The sequence below is a fragment of the Amycolatopsis thermophila genome (assembly GCF_030814215.1).
GTDB classification, from domain to species: domain Bacteria; phylum Actinomycetota; class Actinomycetes; order Mycobacteriales; family Pseudonocardiaceae; genus Amycolatopsis_E; species Amycolatopsis_E thermophila.
In genome coordinates this window covers 1,653,942-1,677,465 of sequence record NZ_JAUSUT010000001.1, presented here as the reverse complement: position 1 = coordinate 1,677,465, position 23,524 = coordinate 1,653,942, and the positions used below count along the sequence as shown (strand labels likewise).

22 protein-coding genes and 1 tRNA gene are annotated in these 23,524 nt (G+C 71.5%); 14 read left to right on the top strand and 9 right to left on the bottom strand.

The window, feature by feature from the left end; genetic code table 11:
• Positions 1-115 precede the first annotated feature (115 nt).
• From FB470_RS08175 to FB470_RS08165, 3 genes are all read left to right on the top strand, one after another.
• Entirely contained in the window at positions 116-244 is a 129-nt protein-coding gene (locus FB470_RS08175; RefSeq protein WP_306990125.1) for a hypothetical protein, read from the top strand.
• A 70-nt stretch (positions 245-314) separates the two neighbouring features.
• Positions 315-3,164 carry a lantibiotic dehydratase gene (locus FB470_RS08170; protein ID WP_306990123.1) on the top strand — a complete coding sequence of 950 codons (2,850 nt, stop codon included), beginning with the start codon at positions 315-317 and terminating at the stop codon, positions 3,162-3,164.
• 26 nt (positions 3,165-3,190) lie between these two features.
• Positions 3,191-4,330 carry a lanthionine synthetase C family protein gene (locus FB470_RS08165; protein WP_306990121.1) on the top strand — a complete coding sequence of 380 codons (1,140 nt, stop codon included), beginning with the start codon at positions 3,191-3,193 and terminating at the stop codon, positions 4,328-4,330.
• A 33-nt stretch (positions 4,331-4,363) separates the two neighbouring features.
• On the opposite strand, the gene FB470_RS08160 is transcribed toward FB470_RS08165, so the two are convergent.
• Entirely contained in the window at positions 4,364-4,855 is a 492-nt protein-coding gene (locus FB470_RS08160; protein ID WP_306990119.1) for a YajQ family cyclic di-GMP-binding protein, read from the bottom strand.
• Positions 4,856-4,973: 118 nt separating this feature from the next.
• Between FB470_RS08160 and FB470_RS08155 the strand changes: the two genes are divergently transcribed.
• Together FB470_RS08155 and FB470_RS08150 are read left to right on the top strand one after the other, a co-directional pair.
• Positions 4,974-5,055 (top strand) — tRNA-Tyr (locus FB470_RS08155).
• Between the two features lie 502 nt (positions 5,056-5,557).
• Positions 5,558-6,106 (top strand): F0F1 ATP synthase subunit B, encoded by a 549-nt coding sequence (locus tag FB470_RS08150; RefSeq protein ID WP_306990118.1) that lies wholly within the window; start codon positions 5,558-5,560, stop codon positions 6,104-6,106.
• Here the strand turns inward: FB470_RS08150 and FB470_RS08145 are convergent.
• Genes FB470_RS08145 through FB470_RS08135 form a run of 3 tightly spaced genes read right to left on the bottom strand, consistent with a single transcriptional unit; the run spans position 6,103 to position 7,663 of the window.
• A complete protein-coding gene (locus FB470_RS08145) occupies positions 6,103-6,672 on the bottom strand; it encodes a DUF3618 domain-containing protein (protein WP_306990117.1) in 570 nt (189 codons plus the stop codon). The genes FB470_RS08150 and FB470_RS08145 overlap by 4 nt on opposite strands.
• The gene (locus FB470_RS08140; protein WP_306990115.1) at positions 6,669-7,076 is read right to left on the bottom strand and encodes a phage holin family protein; all 408 of its coding nucleotides are present in this window, start codon (positions 7,074-7,076) and stop codon (positions 6,669-6,671) included. The genes FB470_RS08145 and FB470_RS08140 overlap by 4 nt, the downstream gene beginning before the upstream one ends.
• A complete protein-coding gene (locus tag FB470_RS08135) occupies positions 7,073-7,663 on the bottom strand; it encodes a hypothetical protein (RefSeq protein WP_306990114.1) in 591 nt (196 codons plus the stop codon). The genes FB470_RS08140 and FB470_RS08135 overlap by 4 nt, the downstream gene beginning before the upstream one ends.
• 116 nt (positions 7,664-7,779) lie before the next feature.
• Here FB470_RS08135 and FB470_RS08130 point away from each other — a divergent pair, with 116 nt between their 5' ends.
• Complete coding sequence (locus tag FB470_RS08130; protein WP_306990112.1) at positions 7,780-8,931, top strand: MFS transporter; 1,152 nt, start codon at positions 7,780-7,782, stop codon at positions 8,929-8,931.
• Between the two features lie 33 nt (positions 8,932-8,964).
• Positions 8,965-9,678 (top strand): hypothetical protein, encoded by a 714-nt coding sequence (locus tag FB470_RS08125; RefSeq protein WP_306990111.1) that lies wholly within the window; start codon positions 8,965-8,967, stop codon positions 9,676-9,678.
• 344 nt (positions 9,679-10,022) lie between these two features.
• On the opposite strand, the gene FB470_RS08120 is transcribed toward FB470_RS08125, so the two are convergent.
• A complete protein-coding gene (locus FB470_RS08120; protein WP_306990110.1) occupies positions 10,023-10,964 on the bottom strand; it encodes a threonine ammonia-lyase in 942 nt (313 codons plus the stop codon).
• Positions 10,965-11,055: 91 nt separating this feature from the next.
• Between FB470_RS08120 and FB470_RS08115 the strand changes: the two genes are divergently transcribed.
• Together FB470_RS08115 and ligD are read left to right on the top strand one after the other, a co-directional pair.
• The gene (locus FB470_RS08115; RefSeq protein ID WP_306990109.1) at positions 11,056-12,129 is read left to right on the top strand and encodes an ATP-dependent DNA ligase; all 1,074 of its coding nucleotides are present in this window, start codon (positions 11,056-11,058) and stop codon (positions 12,127-12,129) included.
• Positions 12,126-13,121, top strand: a complete 996-nt coding sequence (ligD, locus tag FB470_RS08110) for a non-homologous end-joining DNA ligase (RefSeq protein ID WP_306990108.1) — start codon at positions 12,126-12,128, stop codon at positions 13,119-13,121. The genes FB470_RS08115 and ligD overlap by 4 nt, the downstream gene beginning before the upstream one ends.
• A gap of 19 nt (positions 13,122-13,140) precedes the next feature.
• Here ligD and FB470_RS08105 read toward each other — a convergent pair whose 3' ends face one another.
• Positions 13,141-14,079, bottom strand: coding sequence for a methionyl-tRNA formyltransferase (locus FB470_RS08105; RefSeq protein ID WP_306990107.1), 939 nt, complete (start codon positions 14,077-14,079; stop codon positions 13,141-13,143).
• 105 nt (positions 14,080-14,184) lie between these two features.
• On the opposite strand from FB470_RS08105, the gene FB470_RS08100 reads away from it, so the two are divergent.
• The gene (locus FB470_RS08100; protein ID WP_306990105.1) at positions 14,185-15,486 is read left to right on the top strand and encodes a lysine N(6)-hydroxylase/L-ornithine N(5)-oxygenase family protein; all 1,302 of its coding nucleotides are present in this window, start codon (positions 14,185-14,187) and stop codon (positions 15,484-15,486) included.
• 6 nt (positions 15,487-15,492) lie between these two features.
• Positions 15,493-16,800, top strand: coding sequence for a salicylate synthase (locus FB470_RS08095; protein ID WP_306990104.1), 1,308 nt, complete (start codon positions 15,493-15,495; stop codon positions 16,798-16,800).
• 83 nt (positions 16,801-16,883) lie between these two features.
• Here the strand turns inward: FB470_RS08095 and FB470_RS08090 are convergent, their stop codons facing one another.
• The 3 genes from FB470_RS08090 to FB470_RS08080 form a co-directional block, all read right to left on the bottom strand.
• Positions 16,884-17,837, bottom strand: coding sequence for a FecCD family ABC transporter permease (locus FB470_RS08090; protein WP_306990102.1), 954 nt, complete (start codon positions 17,835-17,837; stop codon positions 16,884-16,886).
• A gap of 714 nt (positions 17,838-18,551) precedes the next feature.
• Positions 18,552-19,565, bottom strand: a complete 1,014-nt coding sequence (locus FB470_RS08085; protein WP_306990100.1) for a FecCD family ABC transporter permease — start codon at positions 19,563-19,565, stop codon at positions 18,552-18,554.
• Positions 19,562-21,157: a (2,3-dihydroxybenzoyl)adenylate synthase gene (locus tag FB470_RS08080; protein WP_306990099.1), complete on the bottom strand. Its 1,596-nt coding sequence runs from the start codon at positions 21,155-21,157 to the stop codon at positions 19,562-19,564. Before FB470_RS08080 ends, FB470_RS08085 begins: the two co-directional genes overlap by 4 nt.
• A 55-nt stretch (positions 21,158-21,212) precedes the next feature.
• Here FB470_RS08080 and entS point away from each other — a divergent pair, with 55 nt between their 5' ends.
• From entS to FB470_RS08065, 3 genes are read left to right on the top strand one after another with little or no spacing between them, the layout of a single operon-like run.
• On the top strand, positions 21,213-22,487 hold the full coding sequence (gene entS / locus FB470_RS08075; protein ID WP_306990097.1) for an enterobactin transporter EntS: 1,275 nt from the start codon (positions 21,213-21,215) through the stop codon (positions 22,485-22,487).
• Positions 22,460-23,263: an alpha/beta fold hydrolase gene (locus FB470_RS08070; RefSeq protein ID WP_306990096.1), complete on the top strand. Its 804-nt coding sequence runs from the start codon at positions 22,460-22,462 to the stop codon at positions 23,261-23,263. The genes entS and FB470_RS08070 overlap by 28 nt, the downstream gene beginning before the upstream one ends.
• 52 nt (positions 23,264-23,315) lie before the next feature.
• A complete protein-coding gene (locus FB470_RS08065) occupies positions 23,316-23,522 on the top strand; it encodes an MbtH family protein (protein WP_094003850.1) in 207 nt (68 codons plus the stop codon).
• Positions 23,523-23,524 lie beyond the last annotated feature (2 nt).

Genomic DNA, 23,524 nt, shown 5'->3' with positions numbered 1-23,524 from the left:
ACTTCGTAGCGCAATACCACGTAAGAATCAACCTCTTGATGGATCGTTGAACAATCTTCTACGGTCTGAGAGCAGTGGCACGAGCCACACCGCACAGCGAAGGAGAGTTCACATCGTGGAAAACCTGGCTCCCGAGGACTTCGACCTGGACCTTCGTATCTCGGCTCCGACCCAGGACGGGGACCTGCTGACCAACAAGTCCGGGTTCAGCGACATCTGCGCCACCCTGTGGCCGTCCTGCTGACCTGATTCTCCGGGTGGCGGGCCTTGCGGGAGGCCCGCCACCCGACCCAGTCGCGCCGGGAGACGAACCGATGTTCACGTGTGCGGGCCTGGCCCTGTTGCGGGCGGCGGTGCGGCCCCGGACCGACGGTCCGATCCCGCCGCTGGACGTCCTCGCGGCCGACGAACTCCTGATGGAGGCCGTCGACGCCGCCAGTCCCAGCCTGGCGAACGACGTCCGCCGCGTGGTGCGCGGCGACGCGGTCAAGGACAAGGTGCGCCGCCGCAGCACCCTCGCCCTCGCCAAGTACCACCTGCGCATGACCAGCCGGCCGACACCGTTCGGGCTGTTCGCGGGCGTCGCGCCGGTCCGGTTTGGTGCATGGCCCGCGTTGCGGATCGGTGCGCGACATCGTCCGACCAGTCGGACGGACGCCGACTGGCTGGACGGCGTGGTGCGGCGGCTGCGGACGGACCCGGCGGTGCTGTCGCAGGCCGTGCTGGTTGCGAACAACGTCAGCTTCGTGCGGGGCGACCGCCTGGTGCTCCCGGAGCGGTACGAGGACGCCCACCGGCGCGAGGCGTCGATCCGCTTCACGCCACTCGTGCGGGCCGTGCGGGTCGCCGCGCGCACCCCGATTTCCTGGTCGGCCCTCGTCCAGCACCTGTGCCGCCGCTTCCGGCGCACCGGGTTCGACGGCGTGCTGCGCCAGCTCGTCGACATCGGCGTGCTGCTCACCGATCTCGATCCCCCACCGGACTGCGTCGACCCGCTCGGACACGTGATCGGCCGCGTTCCCGCCGGCCACCCGTTGCACCGGGAACTGCGGGAGATCCAGGCCGGACTGCGCGGCGCCGACGCCGCTGCCGAGGACCGCTGGTCCCGCCGGCGAGCCGTCGCGACCCGGATGCGGGCCCTGCACGACGTGCCCGACGTGATCCAGACCGACCTCCGGCTCGATGTCGAAGCGACCTTGCCGTCCGTGCTCGGCGAGGAAGCCGCGCGCGCCGCGGAAGCGTTGTGGCGTCTGGGAAGCCGCTCCGGACCGGCCTGGTTGGACGGTTACCGAGAGCGCTTTCTCGAACGCTACGGCAGTGACCGGCTGGTGCCCGTCCTGGAGTTGCTCGACGACACCCGCGGGATGGGACTGCCCGATTTCTCCGCCCGGCCGGAACAGCCCGGCGGTTCGGTCCTGGTCGAGCACCTGCTGGCGGCGGTGCGCGACGGGCGCGACGAGATCGAAATCGACGACGAACTGGTCGGCCGGCTCGCCGCGGACCCGCCGGAGCGGCGGCCGGTGTCGATGGAACTGTGCGCCGAGGTCCTCGCCCCGAGCTGGGAAGCGTTGTGCGCGGGGGAGTTCCGTCTGGTCATCGGCGAGAACCTGGGGTCGCCGCACGCGGGTTCGACGATCGCCCGGTTCGCCCACCTGGTGCCCGAGCTGGACGCCTCGCTGACGGAGCTGGTCCGGCGAGGTGCCCCGCCGGGCGCCGCGCAGGTCGCCTGCCGTCCCCGGACCGCGCGATCGGCGAACGTCGCGTCGGTGCCGCAGCGGCTCCCGGTACGCATCCCGGTCGGGTGCGGGCCGGCGGTCGCGGACGTCCCGGACCTGGCCCTCGACCAGCTCGCCGTCGGGGCCACACAGGACGACCTGTACCTCGTCGACCTCACCTCCGGCGCGCGCGTCGCCCCGGTGTCCGGGTCCATGCTGAACCCGCGCAGCGGGCACATCCCGCCGGTCGCGCGGTTCCTGCTCGAGCTGGGGGAGCAGGAGAACCCGTCGTGCCTGCCGTGGCGGTGGGGCGCCCTGTCGGCCGCGCCGTTCCTGCCGCGGATCCGGTACGGGAGGACCGTGCTCGCGCCCGCCCGATGGCTGCCCAGCCGCGACATGATCGACCCGGCGGCCGACTGGACCGCGGCTGTGGGGAGGTGGCGGACGCGGTGGGGCGTGCCGAGGTGGGTGCAGCTGACCAGCTCGGACAACCGGATCGTGATCGACCTCGACGACCCGGGGCACACGACGGTGTTCCAGGCGGAGCTGCGGAAGACGCCACGGCTGGTCGTCCAGGAGGTGCTTTCGCGCGGCGACGGCTGGTTCGACGGACACGCGTGCGAAGTGGTCTTCCAGCTGATGGGCCAACGCGCTCCCGAACGGCCCGTTCCGGCCACCCGGACCGGGTCCGACGCCCTGCAGCTCCCGGGCGGGGACTGGCTGTACGCGAAGCTCTACGCTGGCGACGCGGCCCAGCGCCAGATCCTCCACTCACGCCTGCACGAGATGGTCAGCGATGTCGACGGCTGGCACTTCGTCCGCTATGCCGATCCCGATCCGCACCTCCGGATCCGGTTCTCCGGCAAGCCGGACAACTTGTGGACCACGGTGCTGCCGCGGCTGCACTCGTGGGCGAGCGGGCTCCGGGCGGACGGGTTGCTGTCGCGGCTCGTGCTGGACAGTTACGACCCCGAGGTCGAGCGGTACGGCGGGCCCGAGGCGATCGCGGCCGCCGAGCGGGTGTTCCACGCAGACTCTCTGGTCGCCCTCGCGCTGGGCGAGCGGGAACCGGACGTGCTCACGGCGCTGAGCGTGCTCGACCTTGTCCGGCATTTCGGACAGCCTCCGGAGATCCTGGACTGGCTCGCCGCGGCGGTACCCCTCGACCTGCGGCGATCCGTTCCGCGCGACCAACGCGAGGAGTTCGCGGCCGCCATCGACCCCACCGGTCGTGCATCGCTGGACCAACCGTGGACCCGGCGCAGCCGGGCGATCGCCGACTACCTGCCGAAGGTGCCGCCGGAGCGGTACGGGCGGATCGCCCTGAGCCTGGCGCACATGCACTGCAACCGCCTGTTCGGGATCGACCGGGCGCGGGAGCAGGAGGTGTACGCGCTGGTGCACGGCGGGCTGGCGCTGCGAGCGGACCGTGCGAGGCACGGGCGATGAAGTGCCCTGACCACCGGAGGAACGTCGTGACGACGCTGACCGTCAATCCCGTCGAGCTGGCGATGGAGGTGGGGGAGCGGCTGCGCTCGGTGCGCGGCTGTGGGCCGTCCTTGCTTGGCGGTCACCCCGGCATCGCGGTCCTGCACGCGACGTTGTCCGCGTGGGACCCGGCGTGGGCTTCGGTCGCTCACGCCCACCTCGCCGAGGCGGGTGAGGTCGCGCCGGAGGCACTGGTTCCCGCGGCACTGGTCCACCGGCACGTGCACGGCGGCGGGTACGAGAGGTTGTTGCGGCAGGCCGGGTCGGCGCTCGCGGAGGTGTGCGAGCGGTGGCCGAAGCCCGCGCGGCTGGGGATCTCCGACTACGACGTGATCAGCGGTCTCACCGGACGCGGCCGTCTGCTGCTGGAACTGGGCGGCGACCGGTGTTCGACGGCGCTGGACGGGGTGCTGGAGTACCTGGTCGCGCTGACGCGGCCGGTGGTGGTGGACGGCGTCGAGGTGCCCGGCTGGTGGTGCGCGCCGGAGCGGTACGCGGTGGACGTGGACCGGGCGCACTATCCGCGGGGGGACTTCAACCCCGGGCTGGCGCACGGCATCAGTGGTCCACTCGCGCTGCTGGCACTGGCCCACCGGCGCGGTCACCGGGTGGCCGGGATGACCGAGGCGATGCGGGTGATCAGCGACTGGTTGTTGCGGTGGACGTGGACGGACGAGTCGGGGGCGGGCTGGCCGTCGCGCGTCGGGTTCGACGCGCAGGTGGGCGGGGCGGCGGTGCCGGCCACGCGGTCGGCGTGGTGCTACGGGACGGCCGGTGTGGCGTACGCGCTGCACCTGGCCGCGGCCGAGCTGGGCGACGCGGGGGCCGCCGCACTCGCGGCGGCGGCCATGAGCAGGCCCGGCGCCGGTGAGGGGCCGACGTTCTGCCACGGGGACGCCGGGTTGTTGCAGATCACACTGCGGATGGGCGCCGCGTCCGACGTCGTCGCGGCTCGCGTCTTGGCGGCCTTCGACCCCGCCGCGCGGTTCGGCTTCCGGCACCTCTTGCGCGGCGGCGAGTGGTCGGACGAGCCCGGGTTGCTGCAGGGTGCCGCGGGGGTGGCGCTGGCGCTGGCCAGTTACGCCGGGAACCCGGCGCCGTGGGACGCGGCGCTGATGCTGAGCTGACCCGCGCCGCGGGGGCGCGGGCCGCTTCGTGCGTCAGCGGTAGTTCGTGAACTGCAGCGCGATGCCGAAGTCCTTGTCCTTGAGCAGGGCGATGACGTCCTGCAGGTGGTCCTTCTTCTTGCCGGAGACGCGGAGCTGGTCGCCCTGGATCTGGGCCTGGACGCCCTTGGGGCCCTCGTCGCGGATGGCCTTGGCGATCTGCTTGGCCTTGTCGGTGGCGATGCCCTGGAGGATCTTGCCGTTGACCTTGTAGATCTTGCCGGACACCGCGGGCTCGTCGGCCTCGAACGCCTTCAGCGAGATGCCCCGCTTGATCAGCTTCTCCTTGAAGACCTCGACCGCCGCGTTGGCGCGTTCCTCGGTGTCGGCCTCGATCGTCACGGCCTCTTCGCCGGCCCAGGAGATCTTGGCGTTGACGCCACGGAAGTCGAAGCGGGTGGAAAGCTCCTTGGCCGCCTGGTTCAGGGCGTTGTCGACCTCCTGCCGGTCGACCTTGCTCACCACGTCGAATGACGGATCCGCCACGTGTCCTACCTCGTCGTTTCGCTTGTCGGCTAGCCCACACCATAGCGCCGACCCGGCCCCCCTGAGACGCCCCTCGGGCCGTTGGGTAAACTTCTCCCCGGCCGGTTCGCCCGGCCATGGCGGGTTGCCCGAGCGGCCAAAGGGATCTGACTGTAAATCAGACGGCACTGCCTTCAGAGGTTCGAATCCTCTACCCGCCACACAGGGCAAACACCCCCGTGACCTGCGAGAACAGGGCACGGGGGTGATCTTGTTTCCGGCGGACGTGGGCAGTCGTCTCCCGGGGAACGTAACAAGGCCGCCTGGTCGGCGCGAGGTGATTCCGCCCTGCTGGTCGCCCTCGGCGTAAAGGATCCCCTCGATCACCGATGACGCCCGCACACCTTCGTCGCGTAGTGGATCGCATGCCCGCGACGTTGCCCCCGATCCCGCCCGGCGCGCCCGTGATCAACGCGGCCGTCAGCCGTCCCGGAATTCCGGTGCTTTCCATCGCCACCGATCGGGCGGTGGCCGGAGCGGACGGGCCGGGGTGCAGCACTCCCAGGAACGAGCTCACGCCGCCGAGCCGGAACGCGTTCGGCGCCGAATGGCGGCCGGCAACGGGAAAACGGGCGGGAACTGTCCACTGTGCTGGCGCTGGTCTCGCCGTCGGGACGGGCTCGGCGATTTCGCCGTTCCGGTCCGTTCGGTAGATTCGCCGGCATGATCCTCGCAGCGGACAACCCGGTCGCGCCGGACGTCGTCGAGCTGGGGCTCGGGCTGGTCGCGTTCCTGGTGCTGCTGTTCCTGCTGGCGAAGTTCGCCGTGCCGCGGTTCGAGGCGCTGTTCGAGGAACGGGCCGCGAAGATCGAGGGCGGCATCAAACAGGCGGAGCAGGCCCAGCGGGCGGCCGCGGAGGCGCTGACCCGGTACCGGGACCAGCTGGCCGACGCGCGGGCCGAGGCGGCGCGGATCCGCGACGAGGCACGCGCCGAGGGTGACCGGCTGCGTGCTGAACTGCGCGCGGAGGCGCAGGAGGAGGCGCGGCGGCTGATCGCCCAGGGCGAGGCCGACCTGACCGAACAGCGGGGCCGCATCGCGGCCGAAATGCGTCCCGAGCTGAGCCGGCTCGCGGTGCAGCTCGCGGAACGCATCGTCGGCGAGTCACTGGCCGAGGAGGCCCAGCGGCGCGGCACGGTGGACCGTTTTCTCACCGAGCTGGAACGAGGGATGCCCGGTGCCCTTCGCGCACCGGGCATCCCCGGTAACTAGCGGGCCGTCTGCCGCACGTCCTGCGCCGCGGACTTCGTTTCGTCCGCGACCGTCGCGGCCGCGTCGCTCGCGGTGGACCTGACGGACTGCACCGCGTCCTGGGCCGGTTCGCGCAAGTTCTCCGTCACGTCCCGCGCCACCGAGCCGAGCTGCCCGGCCATGCCCTGCGCCTGCTCCTTGACCTGCCCGGCCAGTTCCCGCTCCGGGCGGCTCGCCGGGAACAGCGACGACACCAGCCACCCGGCGCCGAACGCGATCAGGCCCGCCGCCAGCGGGTTGCCCTCCATCTGCCGCCGCACGGTCCGCGGTGCCTCCTGCGCCTGATCGGTGACCGACGACGCCGCGTCCGACGCCTCGTGCATCCGGTCGGTCACCATCTGCGCGCCCGTGGAAGCGCTTCCCATCACGCGTTCCTTCAGGTTCTGCGCCAGGCCGCGCGCCCGGTGCACCCGCCGGTGCACGATGCGGCCCGGCGTGACCTTCTCGGCCAGCGCGTCCACGTCACTGCCGAGGTTCCGTTGCGTGCCTTCGATTTCCTCGCGAAGGCGATCCGGGTCCGTGCTCACGTTGTCCTCCTCACCTGGTCGGGCATCTGTTTGAGGCTGTCGACGGTCCGTTCCGGCACCGGGTCGACGCGACGCAACCGGCTCCGGCCGGTCGCGTACAGCACCGCGGCGATCACGGCCCACACCGCGGCCACGATCAGCGCGGCCCAGCCCTGGTCCATCACGTTCGACAGCGCCCACCACAGGGCGATCGACAGGAACAGCAGCACCATGTAGCCGCCGAACCCGGCGCCGCCGAGCATCCCGGCGCCCTTGCCCGCCTGCTTGGCCTCGGTCTTCACCTCGGCCTTCGCCAGTGCCAGTTCCTGCCGCACCAACGTCGACAGGTCCTGCGAGATGTTGCTCATCAACTGGCCGACCGAGGTGTCCCCGACGTCCGGCCGTCGTCCCGGTGTCTGGGTCATGAGGCTCCTGCCCGGTGCTGTCCGCGGTAGCCCGCGGGCGGTGGAGCGTCCGGCGCCGGAGTCGGCACCGGTGAACCGGTCGACGGCGGGGCGGCGGTCTCGGTGGGCATCCGCGGCTCCGGCGCCGTCCCGCCCTGGCTCGCGCTACCCGCGGCCACGCCCCTGGTCAGGCGTCCCGCGAGGAGACCCGCGGCGGCCGCGCCGGCCAGGAACAACCCTGGCTTGCGCCGGGCGAACCCGCGCAGCTCCTCGACGAGGTCGCCCGGTTCCCGCGCATCGAGCCACGACGCCACCTTTTTCGCGCGCTGGGCGACTTCGCGCACCATGTCGGAAGCGACGCCGGACTGGTCCTGCCGGTCCGACATCTCCTGCAGTTGATCGGCGATTCCGTGCAGATTTTCGGCAGCTTTCCGCTGGCTGGTGCGCGCCTGTTCGCGCAATTGATCGGCGCCCTGTTCGGTCAGATTGCGCGCCTGGTCACGCGCCTCGGACGCGACTTCCCGTGCCTGCCCGGCGGCGACACCGGCGACCCTGCTGCCCGATTCCCGCGCCGCTTCCGGCGGAGAACTGCTGGTGTTCTGGGACATTCCTCCTCCTCGAACATCGGTCCAGCGCGACTACCCCTGGCATTTCCGGGCAAACAGGAAAACAATTCCGCCTCTGCCGGTCGAGTGGAAAAGAAGATCTCGATATCGTGACGATCATGACCGGGGAACTGGAGCGCGCCCGCCGCGCGGTGTCCGTGGTGTTCGCGGCGTGCGGGGCGGCGTTCGGGACGTGGCTCGCGCGCGTGCCCGCGGTGCAGGACCGGCTGGGGCTCACCACGGGACAGCTGGCGACGGGATTGTTCGGGCTGGCGGCCGGATCGGTGGTCGCGCTGCTCCTCGCGGGGGCGGTGATCACGCGGATCGGCAGCCGGGCCGCGGCGATGGCCGGCGCGGTCGTGCTGTGCGGCGGGCTGCCGCTGGTCGCGTTCGCGCCCAGCCTCCCGGTCTTCGTGGCCGCACTGGTCGTCCTGGGTGCCGGCAACAGCACCCTCGACGTCGCGATGAACGCCCACGCCGCCCGCGTCGAGGAGGGCTACGGGCGCCCGATCTTCGCCGGGTTCCACGCGTTCTGGAACATCGGCGGGCTCGCCGGTTCCGGTGCCGACGCGCTCGCCGAGACCTGGCACGTTCCCGTGACGACGCATTTCCCCGTCGCGGGCGGGATTCTGCTGGCGACCGCGCTGTGGGCGGTCTCCACCGGGTTCCTCCGCGGGCCGGACCGCGGTCAGGGCGGCCCGGCGTTCGCGTTGCCGGGCCGGGCGCTGATCCCGCTCGGCATGGTCGCGTTCTGCGGGTTCGTCGCCGAGGGCGCGGTCAACAGCTGGGGCGCGGTCTACCTGACCGAGGTGACGGCGGCCGGGCCCGCGGTCGCGTCGCTGGGCTACTTCGCCTTCTCCGTCACGATGATCGCCGTGCGGTTGGGTGCCGACCGGATCGTCGGGCGCCTCGGGCCGGTGCGGTTCCTGCGGCTGGCGGCGGCGGTGACGGTCGCCGGGTTCGCGGTCGTCGTGGCGGTGCCGGTGCCCGTCGCCGGGGTGCTGGGGTTCGCGATCGCCGGGCTCGGCGTGGCCGGGATCGTGCCGGTCGCGTGGAGCGCCGCGGGGCGCAAGCAGCCCGAGGCGCCGGGACGGGCCGTCGCGGCGGTGGCGGCGTGCGGGTACGCGGGTTTCCTGACCGAGCCGGTGATCATCGGGGCGCTCGCCGGGTGGATCGGGCTGCACTGGGCGCTGGCGTCCGCCGTCGTGGTCAGCGGATCGGTCGCGGTGCTCGCGCCCGCGCTGGGGGAGCGGCGGGTCTTTCGGCCCTAGCTCCCCGAGCTGCGCCAACGCACGCTGGGGCCGGTGGCGGGTGTGACCATCGAGCTGTTCACCGGCGCCGACGGCGGCGTGGCGGTGTGGATGTTCGCCGCCTTCGTGGTGACGTTCGCGATCACGCGTGTCGTCGTGCGGATGATCCGGGCGGGCCGCGGCCCGTTTCGCGACACCACCGTCGGCAGCGTCCACGTGCACCACCACGTGTACGGCATCTTCCTGATCCTCATCGCCGGCGCCGGCGAGTTCGTCTACCGGCCGGGACCACCGTGGGTCCAGGTGCTGGCCGCCGTTTTCGGGGCCGGCGCGGCGCTCACGCTCGACGAGTTCGCGCTGTGGCTGCACCTCGACGACGTCTACTGGGCGCGGGAGGGGCGCAAATCGGTGGACGCGGTGCTCATCGCCACGGTGATCGGCGCCTTCCTCGTCCTCGGGGCGCGGCCGTTCGAGGACACCGCCGGCGAGGGGCGGGTCGCGTTCGCGGTCACGATCGCCACCCAGTTAGCCCTGGCCTTCGTCGCCATCTTCAAGGGCAAGATCGCGTCGGGTCTGATCGGGATCGTCGTGCCGTTCGTCGCGGTCGTCGCCGCCGTCCGGCTCGCGAAACCCGCCTCGCCGTGGGCGCGCTCCCGCTACCGGCCCGGCTCGCGCCGGTTGCAGCGGGCGGAGACGCGGTTCAGCCGGAAGCGGTGGGAGTCCGTCAAGGACCTGCTGGCCGGAGCACCTTCGGAGGGCCGGACATGACACCGCTGCGCGGATCCCGTTCACGCTCGCGTTCCTCGTGGCGTTGTCGGCCGTCGGCACCGCCACGAGCGCGTTGCGCTCCGCGAGCGGGCTGCCCGAGATGGGGTTCACGCTGGGCCGGTGGCCACGCGCTGGACCGGCGCGTGCAGGTGCGGCTCGCGGTCTGCACCGAGGAGCGGGTGCACGCGGGGGCGGCGAAATCGGAGGCTGGACGCGATGCGGCGGCGCAGCGACGGGTTCAAGCACGTCGCCGGGTTCCTGATCGCCTCGGTGTGCCAGGCCTGGGGCCTACCTGCCGGATGCGTCAGTGCGCGACCTGCCGAAGCCGCGTGCGCGGCCGATGGTCACCCGAGGAGCTCGCGGAAGCGCTCGACGCCGATGTTGCCGCCGGAGAGGACCACGCCGACGCGGCCGGTGAAAGCGCCCTTGAGCAGCCCGGCGAGCGAGGTCGCGCCGCTCGGTTCGAGGACGATCTTCAGCCGCTCGAACGCGAACCGCATCGCCTCGCGGATCTCGTCCTCGCTGACCAGCACGATGTCGTCGACCAGGCGCTGGTTGACGGAGAAGGTCAGCTCGCCGGGCACGTCCGCGGCCAGGCCGTCGGCGATCGTGCGGGCGACGGGGATCCGCACGCGCTCGCCCGCCGCGAGGGAGCGCCTGGTGTCGTCGGCCTGCTCGGGTTCGACGCCGATGACCGTGATGGCCGGCTGCAGGCCCTTCGCGGCCGTGGAGCAGCCGGCCATGAGCCCGCCGCCGCCGATGGGGGCGATCAGGGTGTCCAGCGGGCCGGTCTCCTCGAGCAGCTCGAGCGCGACGGTGCCCTGGCCGGCCATCACGTGCGGGTGCTCGTACGGCGGGATCAGGGTGAGGCCGCGGTCCCGCGCGAGCTGGGCACCCAGCGCTTCGCGGTCGCCGGTGTAGCGGTCGTAGGTGACGACCTCCGCGCCGTAGCCGCGGGTGGCGTCGAGCTTGGAGGACGGGGTGTCCTCGGGCATCAGGATGACGGCCTTGGTGCCCTTGAGCCGCGCCGCGAGGGCGACCGCCTGCGCGTGGTTGCCCGACGAATACGCGGCGACGCCGGTGCTGAGCTGGTCGGGCGTCAGCTGGGAGATGGCGTTGTAGGCGCCGCGGAACTTGAAGGCGCCGATGCGCTGGAAGTTCTCGGCCTTGAGGAACGCGCTCGTGCCGGTGCGGTCGTTGAGGGTGGTCGACGTCAGGACGGGAGTGCGGTGGGCCACGCCGTCGATCCGCTTGGCGGCGCTCCTGATGGCTTCGAGATCCAGCATGGGGCCAGCTTACACACTGTCTATGTGTTGGACGAATTGTCATGAGATCGGCGAGCCGCGCGGACGATTTTTCCGGCCTAGCATCTTCGGTGTGGACCTGCCCGTGATGCCGCCGGTCAAGCCGATGCTGGCGAAGGCCGTGCACGAGATGCCCCGCGAACCCGGGTTGCTGTACGAGCCGAAATGGGACGGGTTCCGCTGCGTCGTGTTCCGGGACGGTGACGAGGTCGAGCTGGGCTCGCGCAACGACCGCCCGCTGACCCGGTACTTCCCCGAACTGGTCGACCTGCTCAAGGACGCCCTGCCGAACCGGTGCGTGGTCGACGGCGAGATCGTCATCGTCACCCGCGACGGCCTCGACTTCGACAACCTCCAGCTCCGGCTGCACCCCGCGGCCTCCCGGGTGCGCAAGCTCGCCGCGGAGACCCCGGCCAGCTTCGTCGCGTTCGACGTTCTCTCGCTCGACCACGCCGACCTCACCGGCGAACCGTTCCGCCGCCGGCGGCACCTCCTCGAAGGGGTCCTCGACGATTCCCTCGCCCGGGTGCACCTCACCCCGATGACCGAGGACCCGGACCTCGCCCAGGACTGGTTCACCCGGTTCGAGGGCGCGGGGTTCGACGGGGTGATGGCCAAGCCCGGTGACCTGCCCTACGAGCAGGACAAACGCGTCATGTGGAAGGTCAAGCACGAGCGCACGGCCGACTGCGTGGTCGCCGGATTCCGCTGGCACAAGGACGGCAACGGCGTCGGCTCGCTGCTGCTCGGGCTGTACGACCACGACGGGCGCCTGCAGCACATGGGCGTCGCGAGCAGTTTCACCGCCGCGCGCCGCCGCGAGCTGGTCGACGAGCTGGCGCCGCTGCGAGAGGGCGCGATGGAGCAGCACCCGTGGCGCGAGTGGGCCTCGTTCGAGGCGGACGGCAGGCGGGTGCCTGGCGCGCAGAGCCGCTGGAACGCGGGCAAGGACCTGTCGTGGGAGCCGCTGCGCGTCGAGCTGGTCGCCGAGGTCCGCTACGACCACCTGCAGGCCGGCCGGTTCCGGCACGCCACCCGACTGGTGCGGTTCCGCCCCGACCGGGACCCGGCGTCGTGCCGCTACGACCAGCTCGAAGAGGTGCCGCCGGCGGAACTGACCGCCCTGTTCAGCGAGGTGAGAACGTGAGTGCCGTTCCGATCGAGGGCACCCCGGTCAGCATTTCCAGCCCGGACAAGGTGTACTTCGCCGAGCGCGGCGAGACCAAGCTCGACCTGGTGCGCTACTACCAGGCGGTCGAGGGCCCGCTGATGAGCACGCTGCGCGACCGGCCGCTGCTGCTCGAGCGGTACCCGGACGGCGCGGGCGGCAAGTCGTGGTTCCAGAAGCGGGTGCCGAAGTCCACACCGGACTGGGTGCGCACCACGGTGGTGTCCACTCCGAACGGGACGACGAGCGACGCGCTGGTCGCGGCGGACCTCGCGCACATCCTGTGGGCGGTGAACCTGGGCTGCATCGGGTTCCACGTGTGGCCCTACCGCGCGGCGGCGCCCGAGTACACCGACGAGCTGCGGATCGACCTCGACCCGTCGCCCGGCGTGGGGTTCGAGCAGGTCCGCGAGGCGGCGGTGCTGGCCAAGGACCTGCTCGACTCGCTGGGTGTCGCCGCGTTCGTGAAGACGACCGGCTCACGGGGCCTGCACGTCTACGTGGCGCTGGAACCCCGGTGGGACTCCTACCAGGTCCGCGCCGCGGCGGTCGCCCTGGCCCGCGAGCTGGAGCGGCGGCACCCGGACCTGATCACCGCGCAGTGGTGGAAGGAAGAGCGCGGCACGCGCGTGTTCGTGGACTTCAACCAGAACGCGCCGCACAAGACGGTGTTCGGCGCCTGGTGCGTCCGGCCCCGTGTCGGCGGGCAGGTGTCGGCGCCGATCTCGTGGGACGAGTTGTCCACTGTGGAGCCCGCTGAGCTGACGCTGTCCACGGTGCCGGCCTTGGTGGACCGGCGGGGTGACCCGTGGGCGGAGATGACGGCTCGCCCGCAGTCGATCGAGCCGCTGCTGGAGATGTCCGAAAAGGACATGGCGGCGGGGCTGATGGACGCGCCGTGGCCGCCGGTGTACCCGAAACAGCCCAACGAGCCGCCGCGGGTGGCTCCGAGCCGGGCGAAGAAGAGCTGACCCCGCCCGGCCCGCCTGTCTAGCGGCCCAGGTAGCCGCCCATGGTCGTGAAGTAGTCCGTCGCCGCCAGGTCTGTTCCGTCCTCGAGGCGGACCCGCTCGACGAGCAGGCCGTGGTTCTTGCCGAACCGGGCGTCGGCGCCGGTGACCACCACCACGCCGTCGCCCTCCGGGATGAAGATCCGTCCCGGCGTGCCACCGTACCGTCCCTTCGAGACGGATGCCCTGGTGATTCGCAGTGTCCGTCCCTTGTGGGTGGTGAAGGCGTTGGGGTACGGATCGGACTGGGCGCGCACCAGCCGGTCGATGTCCTCGGCGGGCCAGGTCCAGTCGATGCGGCTGTCCTCGATGGACCGCTTGTGGAAGAAGCTGGCCTTGCTGCGGTCCTGCTGGACGAACTGGAGGTCGCCGGCCGCGATCTTCGAAAGCGCTTCCGTGACGACCGGCTCGATGAGGTCCACGGTGCGGTGGAACAGATCCGTGACCGTGTCCCGCGGGCCGACCTCGATCGCGCGCTGCAGCACGATGTCACCGGCGTCGAGCTCGTCGTTCATCATGTGCGCGGTGACGCCGACCTCCTTCTCGCCGTTGAGGAGCGCCCAGATCAGCGGCGAGAACCCGGCGTAGGCGGGCAGCAGCGAGTCGTGCACGTTCAGCGTGCCGCGCGGCGGCAGGGTGAAGATCTCCGGCGGCAGCCAGGTGCGCCAGTTGTTCGCGACGATGATCTCCGGAGCGGCCTCCTCGAGGCGCGCGACCACCTCGTCGTCCGGACGGTTGCGCTCGATGACCGGAACGCCGTGCTCGCCAGCCAGGTCGGCGACCGAGTCGGACCAGATCTTTTCGTAGGCGTGCTCGCTCTTGGGGTGGGTGACGACCTGGGTCACCTCGTGGCCGGCGTCCAGAAGTGCCCGCAGCGTGCGGTGCCCCCACGTCTGGTAGCCGAACATCGCGACACGCATCGGTCCTCCTCGTCCGGGATCAACATCACGCCCGAATGTAGTAGTTAAGCCTCTCCTAACTTAGGTTAGGGTTGCCTCGGTTGTACATCGACGGATAGGACGGGCATGCCAGTACCGCAGGAAGTTCCGGTCTACGACCTGGTCGGGGTCGGCTTCGGCCCTTCGAATCTCGCGCTGGCGATCGCTGTCACCGAGCACAACGCCGGCGGGGACGTGGTCACGGCGCGCTTCCTGGAGCGCCAGCCGCGGTTCGGCTGGCACCGCGGGATGCTGCTGGACAACGCCACCATGCAGGTGTCGTTCCTCAAGGACCTCGTCACCATGCGCAACCCGGCCAGCGAGTTCAGCTTCCTGTCCTATCTGCACAGCCAGGGCCGTCTGGCCGATTTCATCAACCACAAGAACCTCTTTCCACTGCGGATCGAGTTCCACGACTACCTGGAGTGGTCGGCGGCGAAGGTGTCCGACCTCGTTTCCTACGGCCGCGAGGTCGACGTGATCATGCCGGTCCCGGGCGAGGAGGCGCTGTTCGACGTGCGGACGGGCGACGGTGAGGTGTGCCGGGCGCGCAACGTCGTGTTCGGCACCGGACTGCGGCCCAATCTCCCCGAGGGCGTCACGGCCGGTGACCGGATCTGGCACAACCACCAGCTGCTGCACCAGATCGACGGGATCACCGACCCCGCGCGGTGCGTCGTGGTGGGCGCCGGGCAGAGCGCCGCGGAGGTCACCGCCTTCCTGCACGACCGGTTCCCGCGGGCCGAGGTGTGCGCGGTGTTCGCGCGCTACGGCTACAGCCCGTCGGACGACAGCTCGTTCGCCAACCGGATCTTCGACCCCGACGCGGTCGACGCGTTCTACAGCGCGCCCGAGGACGTCAAGCGCAGGCTGATGGACTACCACGGCAACACCAACTACTCGGCCGTGGACCTCGACCTGATCGACGACCTGTACCGGCGGGTGTACCGCGAGAAGGTGCAGGGCGTGCGGCGGCTGCGGATCTTCAACGCGTGTCGCCCGGTCGATGTCACCGAGAGCGCGGACGGCGTCCGGATGGCGGTCGAATCCCTCACCACCGGCGAGAAGACGGTGCTGGACGCCGACCTGGTCGTGTACGCGACCGGGTACCGGCCCGCGGATCCGTCCGCGTTGCTGGGCGAGCTGGCCGGGCGGTGCCGCCGCGACGAGCAGGGCCGCCTGCGCGTCGAGCGCGACTACCGGCTCGTCGCCCCGGACCTGCCCGGCGGGCTGTACCTGCAGGGCGGCACCGAGCATTCGCACGGCATCACGTCGTCGTTGCTGTCCAACACGGCGGTGCGGGTCGGGGAGATCCTCGGCTCGATCGTCTCCCGCCGCGAACCGGCCTTCGACTGGCCGGCCGACTACGCCGTCACCGGAGTGAAGTGAGTGGACGTGACCAGACACCTCGAGGAGTTCGCGTCGGCGGCCGACCCGCTGACCCTGGTGACCCGGCTGGCGCGCGCCGGGTTCGACGACTACGTCGTGTACGAGCGCGGCGGGGTCTGGACCTTCGCCGGTGGGGCACTCGCGTGGGTGTCACTGGACGCCGAACGAGTGCGCACTTCGTTCCGTGGCGAAGTGACCGATCGCGCGTGGTCGGGGTCGCCGGGTGGGGCGGTGCGGTCCGCGCTGGCCGGGCTGCCGCTCGAGGAGTGGACCGCGTACGGGCGAGTGGGATTCTCGTTCGCCGGGCTCGTGCCGGGGCTGGGGTTGCGCGGCGCGGCTTCACCGTCCGCTGAGGTCGTGCGGCTGATGGTGCCGCGGACCGAGGTGCGGTTCGACGGTTCCCGGGTGTCCATCCGCGGCGCCGATGCGGCCGCGCGAGCGCGGGTGCGGGAGGTGGTCGAGGCGTCGTTCGAGGCGGACGAGCCGCGGCCGGCGGTGGTGGACGTGCGCGCCGACGGGGAGAACTACCGCGAGCGGGTCGCGCAGGCGGTCAAGGAGATCCGGCAGCGCCAGTACCAGAAGGTGATCCTGTCGCGGACCGTGCGGCTGCCGTTCGCGGCCGACCTGGTCGCGACCTACCAGCTGGGCCGGCGGGGGAACACGCCGGCGCGGTCGTTCCTGGTGCGGTTGAACGGTGCCGAGGCGGCCGGGTTCAGCCCGGAGATCGTGGTCTCGGTCGACGCGCGGGGCCAGGTCACGACGCAACCGTTGGCGGGTACGCGGGCGTTCGGCCGGGGAGCCGAAGTGGACGCGGCGGCGCGGGCGGAGCTGGAGTCGGACCCCAAGGAGGTGTTCGAGCACGCCGTGTCGGTGCGCACGGCGCAGGAGGAGATGCGGCGCGTCTGCGTGCCGTCGTCGGTGCGGGTCGGGGAGTTCATGGGCGTCAAGGAGCGCGGGAGCGTGCAGCACCTGGCTTCGCAGGTGCACGGGGACCTCGCCGACGGGCGGTCCGCGTGGGACGCGCTGGAGGCGGTGTTCCCGGCGGTCACCGCGTCGGGCATCCCGAAGCGCGAGTCCCTGGACGCGATCACGCGGATGGACACCGAACGCGGCCTCTACAGCGGTGCGGTGGTGGCGGCCTCGCACGACGGCGCCCTGGACGCGGCGCTGGTGCTGCGGGCGGTGTACCAGGAGGGCGGGCAGGCGTGGTTGCGCGCGGGCGCCGGGATCGTGGCTGATTCGACCCCGGAGCGCGAGTTCGAGGAGACGTGCGAGAAGCTGGGCTCGGTGGCGCCGTTCGTGGTGCCCGCCTGAGGGGTGGTTGCTGGAGCGCCCGGTTGTGGGATTGATTGCCGCCCGCCACCCGGCGCTGCTGGGTTCCTCGCCGGCGGCCGTGCTCAGCGGCGGCGCCAGAGGAGCCAGCCGAGGTAGGCGCCGCCGAGCGCGGCGGTCGCCACGCCGACCGGGAGCGTCGACGAGCCGGCGACCCGCTGCGCGACGAAGTCCGCGGCCAGCACCAGCAGCGCGCCCATCCAGGCGGCCGGGAGGATGCTCGCCCCGGCCGCGCGTGTGAGGCGTTTCGCCAGCTGCGGTGCGGTGAGGGCGACGAACGCGATCGGCCCGGCGGCGGCGGTCGCCACGGCGCAGGCCGCGGTCCCGACGATCAGCAGGTACACGCGGCTGCGCTCGACCGGCACCCCGAGGGCGGCCGCGGTGTCGTCGCCCATCTCGAGCATGTCGAGCCACCGCGCGCCGGCGAGCAGCAGCGGGATCAGCACGACGAGCGCGGCGACCAGGGGCCACAGTTGGGTCCAACCCAAGTTGTTGAGGCTGCCGGTGATCCAGACGGTCGCCCGGGCGACGTCGGCGAGCTGGGCGTTGACGATCAGGTAGAAGTTGACGGCCTGGAGGATGGCGCTGATGCCGATGCCGACGAGGACGAGCCGTGAGCCGCGGACGCCGCGTTGCCAGGCGAGCAGGTAGACGGCGAGGGCCGTGACGAGCCCGCCGGCCAGCGCGCCGCCGGAGACGGCCGGTGCGCCGCCGCCGAAGACCAGGATGACGAGCAGGCCGCCCGTGGTGGCGCCGTAGTTGAAGCCGATGATGTCGGGGCTGCCGAGCGGGTTGCGGGACAGGCTCTGGAAAACGGCGCCGCTCATGCCGAGCGCGGCCCCCACGGCCAGCGCGAGGAGCACCCGGGGCAACCGGAGGTCCAGCACGGCGAAATCCGAGAGGCGACTGCCGTTGCCGAGCAACGTGCGAACGACGTCCAGTGGTGGGACGTGGATCGAGCCCGTGCCGAGGGCGATCACACCGACCACCAGGATCACGACGGCGAGCCCGAGGGACACCAAGAACGAGCGGCGTGTGGTGGGGCCTGTTGGGCTGGTGGGGCGTGGGCCGGTGGGGCCCGTTGGGCCTGTAGGGCCGCTTGGGCCTGCCGGGTCGCTTGGCCCGGTGGAGCCGGTTCCGGTTGTGCCGGTGACGAGGCGGGTCATGGGTGTACCACCTCATGGTGTCGTCGCTGGGCCGGAGGTGTCGGTGTGGTTGGTCGGTTCGTGGTGCGAGTGGGATGCGGGTGGGCCGTTGGTGGGCGCATCGATGGGCCGTTCGTGCGGGCGGGGCACGAGTGGACCATGGGTGTGCGCCTCATGGGACCGTTCATGGCTCGGTGGACCTTTGGTCGGCGTACAACGGTCCGTTCGTGCGGGTGCGGCGTGACTGGACCAGTGGGTCGTGCGCGAGAGGCATTGTCGTGGGGTGCGAGGTGCCCAGTGACCAGTGCGTCGACGATTCATTCGTGTAGATGAGGTGCGTGTGGGCCATTGGTGTGCGCGCGAGTGGCGCGTTCGTGGGGCGAGGGCGGGCCACTGGGGCGGGTGCGAGTGGGCCGTTCGTACCGCGCGAAGCGGCCAGCCGTTGGCGCGGCGATGGTCCCTTCGCGCCAGTAGTGGGTGAACGGACCAGCGGTGGCGTTACGACAGGCCCACTCGCGCGAAAAGTCGGACCGGGAGTGGCGGCCGGCGCCGGAGGAGAAGCCACAAACGGGTCCAGCGCGGGGCCCGTCATGAGCGGGCCATCCTTGTCCGCCGCACCAGGGCGATGAACACCGGTGCGCCCAGGAGCGCCGTCACCACTCCGACGTCGATCTCCTCCCGCGCGATCACCCGGCCCACCACGTCGGCCAGGAGGAGCATCGCGGGGGCCACCACGGCGCAGTACGGGATCACCCACCGCTGGTCCGGACCCGTCAACGCCCGCACCATGTGGGGGACCGCCAGGCCGACGAACACCAGCGGTCCGACGGCCGCCGTGGCCGCGCCGGCCGACAACGTCACCGCCAGCAGGGTCAGCCCGCGCGTCCACCCGAGGTGCGCGCCCAGCGACTTGCCCGCGTCGTCACCCAGTGCGAGTGCGTTCAGCGGCCGTGCCAGGAACAACGCGAGCACCACCCCGGCCACCAGGAACGGCAGCACACGCACCAACGTCCCACCATCGGCCCGCTCCAGCGAACCCACCGTCCAGAACCGCATCTGATCGAGCGTCTGCGAATCCAACAGGGTCATCGCCTGCGTCAAACCGGTCAACGCCGCCGACACCGCGGTCCCGGCCAGCGCCAGGCGCACCGGAGACGCACCGCCACGCCCGGCGATCACGTACAACACCGCACCGGCGACCGCGGCCCCCGCGAAGGCGAACCACACGAACGCCCGCAGGTCCGTCACGCCCAGCACACCCACCGACAGCGCAGCCGCACAAGCCGCCCCGGCGTTCACCCCCAACAGTCCCGGATCGGCCAGCGGGTTCCGCGTCAACGCCTGCATCAGCGCGCCGGCCACGCCCAGCGACGCACCCACCGCGACGCCGATCAACGTCCGCGGCACCCGGATCGCCCAGACCACATAGGACGAATCCGAACCGTCGCGATCGAGCAGTGCATCCAGCACTGTCCCCAGTGGAATCGACCGCGCCCCCACCGCGATGCTGAGCACCACCACCGCCACGAGCACCACCACCGCGAGCACCAGGCCCGCCGCCCGTGACGGCGCCGCCGCCCGCGTCAGAACCCCAGCGCTCACCCGGCGATCCGCTGGGCGAGCGCGACCTTCGACACCTTCCCGACCTTCGTCAACGGGAAACCGTCCAGCACCTCGAGCCGGTCCGGCAGCTTGTACGCGGCAACCCCGCGCTCCCGCAGGAACGCCGTCACCTCCCGCAACGTCGGCGCCTCCCCGCGCACCACCAGGAACGCGCACGTCCGCTCACCCATCACCTCGTCCGGCATCCCGACCACCGCCGCGTCGTGCACGGCCGGGTGCGCCAGCAGGTGGTTCTCCAGCTCCTCGGCCGGGATCTTCTCACCACCCCGGTTGATCTGGTCCTTCACCCGCCCCTCGACGACCAGGTGCCCGGACGGCAGCACCCGCACGACATCACCGCTGCGGTAGAACCCGTCCGGCGTGAACGAGCGCGCGTTGTGCTGCTCCGCCCGGAAATAGCCACGCAACGTGTACGGGCCGCGCGTCAACAACTCGCCGCTCTCCCCGGGCGCGACCGGATCACCCTCGGGGTTCACCACCAGCACCTCGTCGGCCGGGCACAGCGGCCGCCCCTGGGTGGTGATCTTCAGCTCGTCCGGATCGTCCAACCGGGTGAAGTTCAGCAGTCCCTCGGCCATCCCGAAGACCTGCTGGAGGTCACAGCCGAGCGCCGAACGCACCCGGGAAGCGGGTTCCGCGCTCAACTTCGCGCCACCCACCTGCAGCAACCGCAGACTCGACAGGTCCTCGTCCATGAACCCGGCCGCGTCCATCCACAACAGCGCGACCGGCGGCACCACGGCGGTAACCGTCACGCGCTCACGCTCGATCAGCTCGAACGCCGTGTCCGCGCTGGGATCCGGCGCCAGCACCACCGTCCCGCCGGCCGCGACAGCCCCGAGCAGACCGGGCGAGGCCAGCGCGAAGTTGTGCGCCGCCGGCAACGCCACCAGGTACCGGGTGTCCGCGGAAAACCCGGACACCGCGGCGCTCGCCCGCGCGTTGTACAGGTAGTCCTGGTGGGTCCGCGGGATCAGCTTCGGCGTCCCCGTGGTACCGCCGGACAGCAGGAACAACGCCACGTCCGACGGGTCGACGGAAACCGGCGGCCCCGGCGACGCCGACGGCAACGGCCGGAACTCCGCGGGCTCGCCGACGACGAACACGTGCCGCACTGACGGAACGGCCTCGCCGACCGTCCGCGCCAGCTCGCGGTAGTCGTACCCGGCGCCGTCGGAGTCCGCGATCACGTACGCGGCGGCCTCGCTGAGCTCGCACAGCGGGACGATCTCGCTCTCGCGGTGGGCCGGCAGCGCCAGCACCGGCAGCACCCCGGCCCGCAGGAAACCGAAGAACAGCGCCACGAACTCGGGCACGTTCGGCAGTTGCACGACGACGCGTTCGCCGGGCCGTAGCCCCGTTTCGGCCAGCCCGGCGGCCAGACGGGAAGCCCACTCGTCGAGTTCGGCGTAGGTCCACCGCGAACCGTCCGCATCGACCAGCGCCGTCCGGGACGGGTGCTGCCGCGCGCCCTCGCTCAGCAGCACGTCGAGTGGCCGGCCGGACCAATAGCCCTCCGCGCGGTACCGCTCCGCCAGTTCTCCGGGCCAGGGCACGCAGCCGTCCAGCATCGTCAGCTCCCTCGATCTCGCGAACTTAGGTTAGGCTAGCCGATGTTCGGAAGGGATGGTGCTCGTGCGGCTCGGGGAAATGGTCATCGACGTCACGCCGCTTCGCACTGCATCCGCGTACCGGCTCGTGTTCGCGGCGCAAACACTCACCGTGCTGACCACGGCCCTGACCAACGTCGCGATCAACCTGCACGTCTACCAGCTCACCGGATCGTCGGTCCAGGTCGGATTCGTCTCGCTCGTGTTCGGTGTCGCGCTGCTGGCCGGGTTGCTGGCCGGCGGGGTGATGGCCGACCGCGTCGACCGCAGGCGCCTGATCCTCGGCACCCGCGCGGTCGTCGCGGTCGTGCTCGGCGGGCTGGCGGTCAACGCGGCCGTCCCGCATCCGGTGCTGTGGTTCGTCTACGTGGCCGCGGTGCTCGCCGGCGCGATCAACGGGCTCGGCGGAACTGCGCTCATGGCGGCGATCCCGACGCTCGTCAAGCCGGAGCACCTGACCGCGGCCGGCGCACTGATCACGGTCACCAGCCAGTTCGGCGCGATGGTCGGCCCGACGGTGGCCGGGTTCATCGCGGCCGGACCGGGTGTCGCCGCGTGCTTCGCGATCGACGCCACCGGTTACGTCGCCGGGGTCGCGCTGATGTGGCGGCTGCCCGCGCTGCGCGCCGCGAAACCGGACGAGGATCAGCAGCACCCGCTGCACGCGATCGCGGAGGGCCTGCGTTTCCTGCGGCGCAACGACATCGTGCGCGGTCTGCTGGTCATCGACCTGTGGGCCATGCTGTTCGCGATGCCCTACGCGCTGTTCCCGCAGCTGGGCACGGAGGTGTTCGGCGGCGGCCCGTCCGCGGTCGGGCTGCTCTACACCGCGCCCGCCGTCGGCGCGTTCCTCGGCGCGCTGGTCAGCGGCTGGACGGGCCGGATCCGGCACAGCGGCCGCGCGCTGATCGCTTCGGTGCTGGTGTGGGGTCTGGCGATCACGGCGTTCGGCCTGTCCGGCGAGCTGTGGCTGGGCTTGCTGTTCCTGGCGATCGCGGGCGTCGGGGACACCACGTCGGAGATCCTGCGCCGCGCGCTGCTGCAGCACCACACGCCCGGCCACCTGCAGGGACGCGTCAGCAGCCTGTGGCTCGCGCAGGCCACCACGGGCCCGGCCGTGGGCAACGCCGAGGCCGGGCTCGCGGCGCGCCTGCTCGGGCCGGCAGCCGGGGTGGTGGCCGGGGGTGTCGTCTGCGTGCTCGGCGTGTGCCTGGTCGCGGTGACCATGCCCGGTCTGCGCCGGGCCAGTCTGCAAGGAGAACCATGCCACTCGCCGACGTCAACGGCGTGAAGATCAGCTACGACGACCTCGGCTCGGGCGAACCGGTGGTGCTCGTGATGGGCACCGCGGCCAACGGCCGGGTGTGGCACCTGCACCAGGTGCCCGCGCTCGTCGACGCCGGTTACCGCGTGATCACCTTCGACAACCGCGGGATCCGGCCCGCGGAACCGGGGTTCACGATCGACGACCTGGTCGCCGACACCGCCGGGCTGATCGACCACCTCGGCCTCGGGCCGTGCCGCCTGGTGGGCACGTCGATGGGCGCGCAGGTGGTCACCGAGCTGATGCTCGCGCGCCCCGAGCTGGTCACCCGTGCCGTGCTGATGGCCACCCGCGGACGGCCGGACCGGATGCGGGCGGCGATGAGCGCGGCGGAAAAGCAGTTGCGGGACAACGCGACCGCGGTGCCCGCCAAGTACGAGGCCGTGGTCCGGGCCGTGCAGAACCTCTCGCCCCGCACGCTGAACGACGACGCCGCGATCGCCGACTGGCTGGACATCTTCGAAATGTCGCCCACCATCTGGACGCCCGGGGTGCGCGCGCAACTCGATCTCGACATCACCGAAAGCCGTCTCGACGCCTACCGCGCGATCGACGTGCCCTGCCTGGTGATCGGGTTCGCCGACGACCTCCGCCTGCCCGCCCACCTCGCGCGCGAGGTGGCGGACGCGATCCCGTCGGCCGAGTACCTGGAGATCGCGGACGCCGGGCACTACGGGTATCTGGAACGTCCGGACGTGGTCAACGACGCGCTCGTCACCTTTTTCGCCGCTGGACACTCTTAGCCTTGCCTTACTAAGGTAAGCCTCAGCTATCAAACGGGCACTGGAGGCTTGCGTGACGAACCCCTTCGACGACGACAACGGGCGCTTCTACGCGCTGGTCAACGACGAGGGCCAGTACTCGCTGTGGCCCACCTTCGCGGAAGTGCCGTCCGGCTGGCGGATCGTGTTCGGTGAGGACAGCCGCCAGGCGTGCCTGGACCACATCGAGGCCAACTGGACCGACATGCGGCCGCGCAGCCTGGTCGAGAGCGAGTCCTGAGG

Coding starts and splice junctions, on each gene's coding strand:
- FB470_RS08170 (WP_306990123.1), top strand. CDS start 315: ATGTTCACGTGTGCGGGCCTGGCCCTGTTGCGGGCGGCGGTGCGGCCC.
- FB470_RS08150 (WP_306990118.1), top strand. CDS start 5,558: ATGATCCTCGCAGCGGACAACCCGGTCGCGCCGGACGTCGTCGAGCTG.
- FB470_RS08140 (WP_306990115.1), bottom strand. CDS start 7,076: ATGACCCAGACACCGGGACGACGGCCGGACGTCGGGGACACCTCGGTC.
- FB470_RS08135 (WP_306990114.1), bottom strand. CDS start 7,663: ATGTCCCAGAACACCAGCAGTTCTCCGCCGGAAGCGGCGCGGGAATCG.
- FB470_RS08130 (WP_306990112.1), top strand. CDS start 7,780: ATGACCGGGGAACTGGAGCGCGCCCGCCGCGCGGTGTCCGTGGTGTTC.
- FB470_RS08120 (WP_306990110.1), bottom strand. CDS start 10,964: ATGCTGGATCTCGAAGCCATCAGGAGCGCCGCCAAGCGGATCGACGGC.
- FB470_RS08105 (WP_306990107.1), bottom strand. CDS start 14,079: ATGCGTGTCGCGATGTTCGGCTACCAGACGTGGGGGCACCGCACGCTG.
- FB470_RS08100 (WP_306990105.1), top strand. CDS start 14,185: ATGCCAGTACCGCAGGAAGTTCCGGTCTACGACCTGGTCGGGGTCGGC.
- FB470_RS08080 (WP_306990099.1), bottom strand. CDS start 21,157: ATGCTGGACGGCTGCGTGCCCTGGCCCGGAGAACTGGCGGAGCGGTAC.
- entS (WP_306990097.1), top strand. CDS start 21,213: ATGGTGCTCGTGCGGCTCGGGGAAATGGTCATCGACGTCACGCCGCTT.
- FB470_RS08070 (WP_306990096.1), top strand. CDS start 22,460: ATGCCACTCGCCGACGTCAACGGCGTGAAGATCAGCTACGACGACCTC.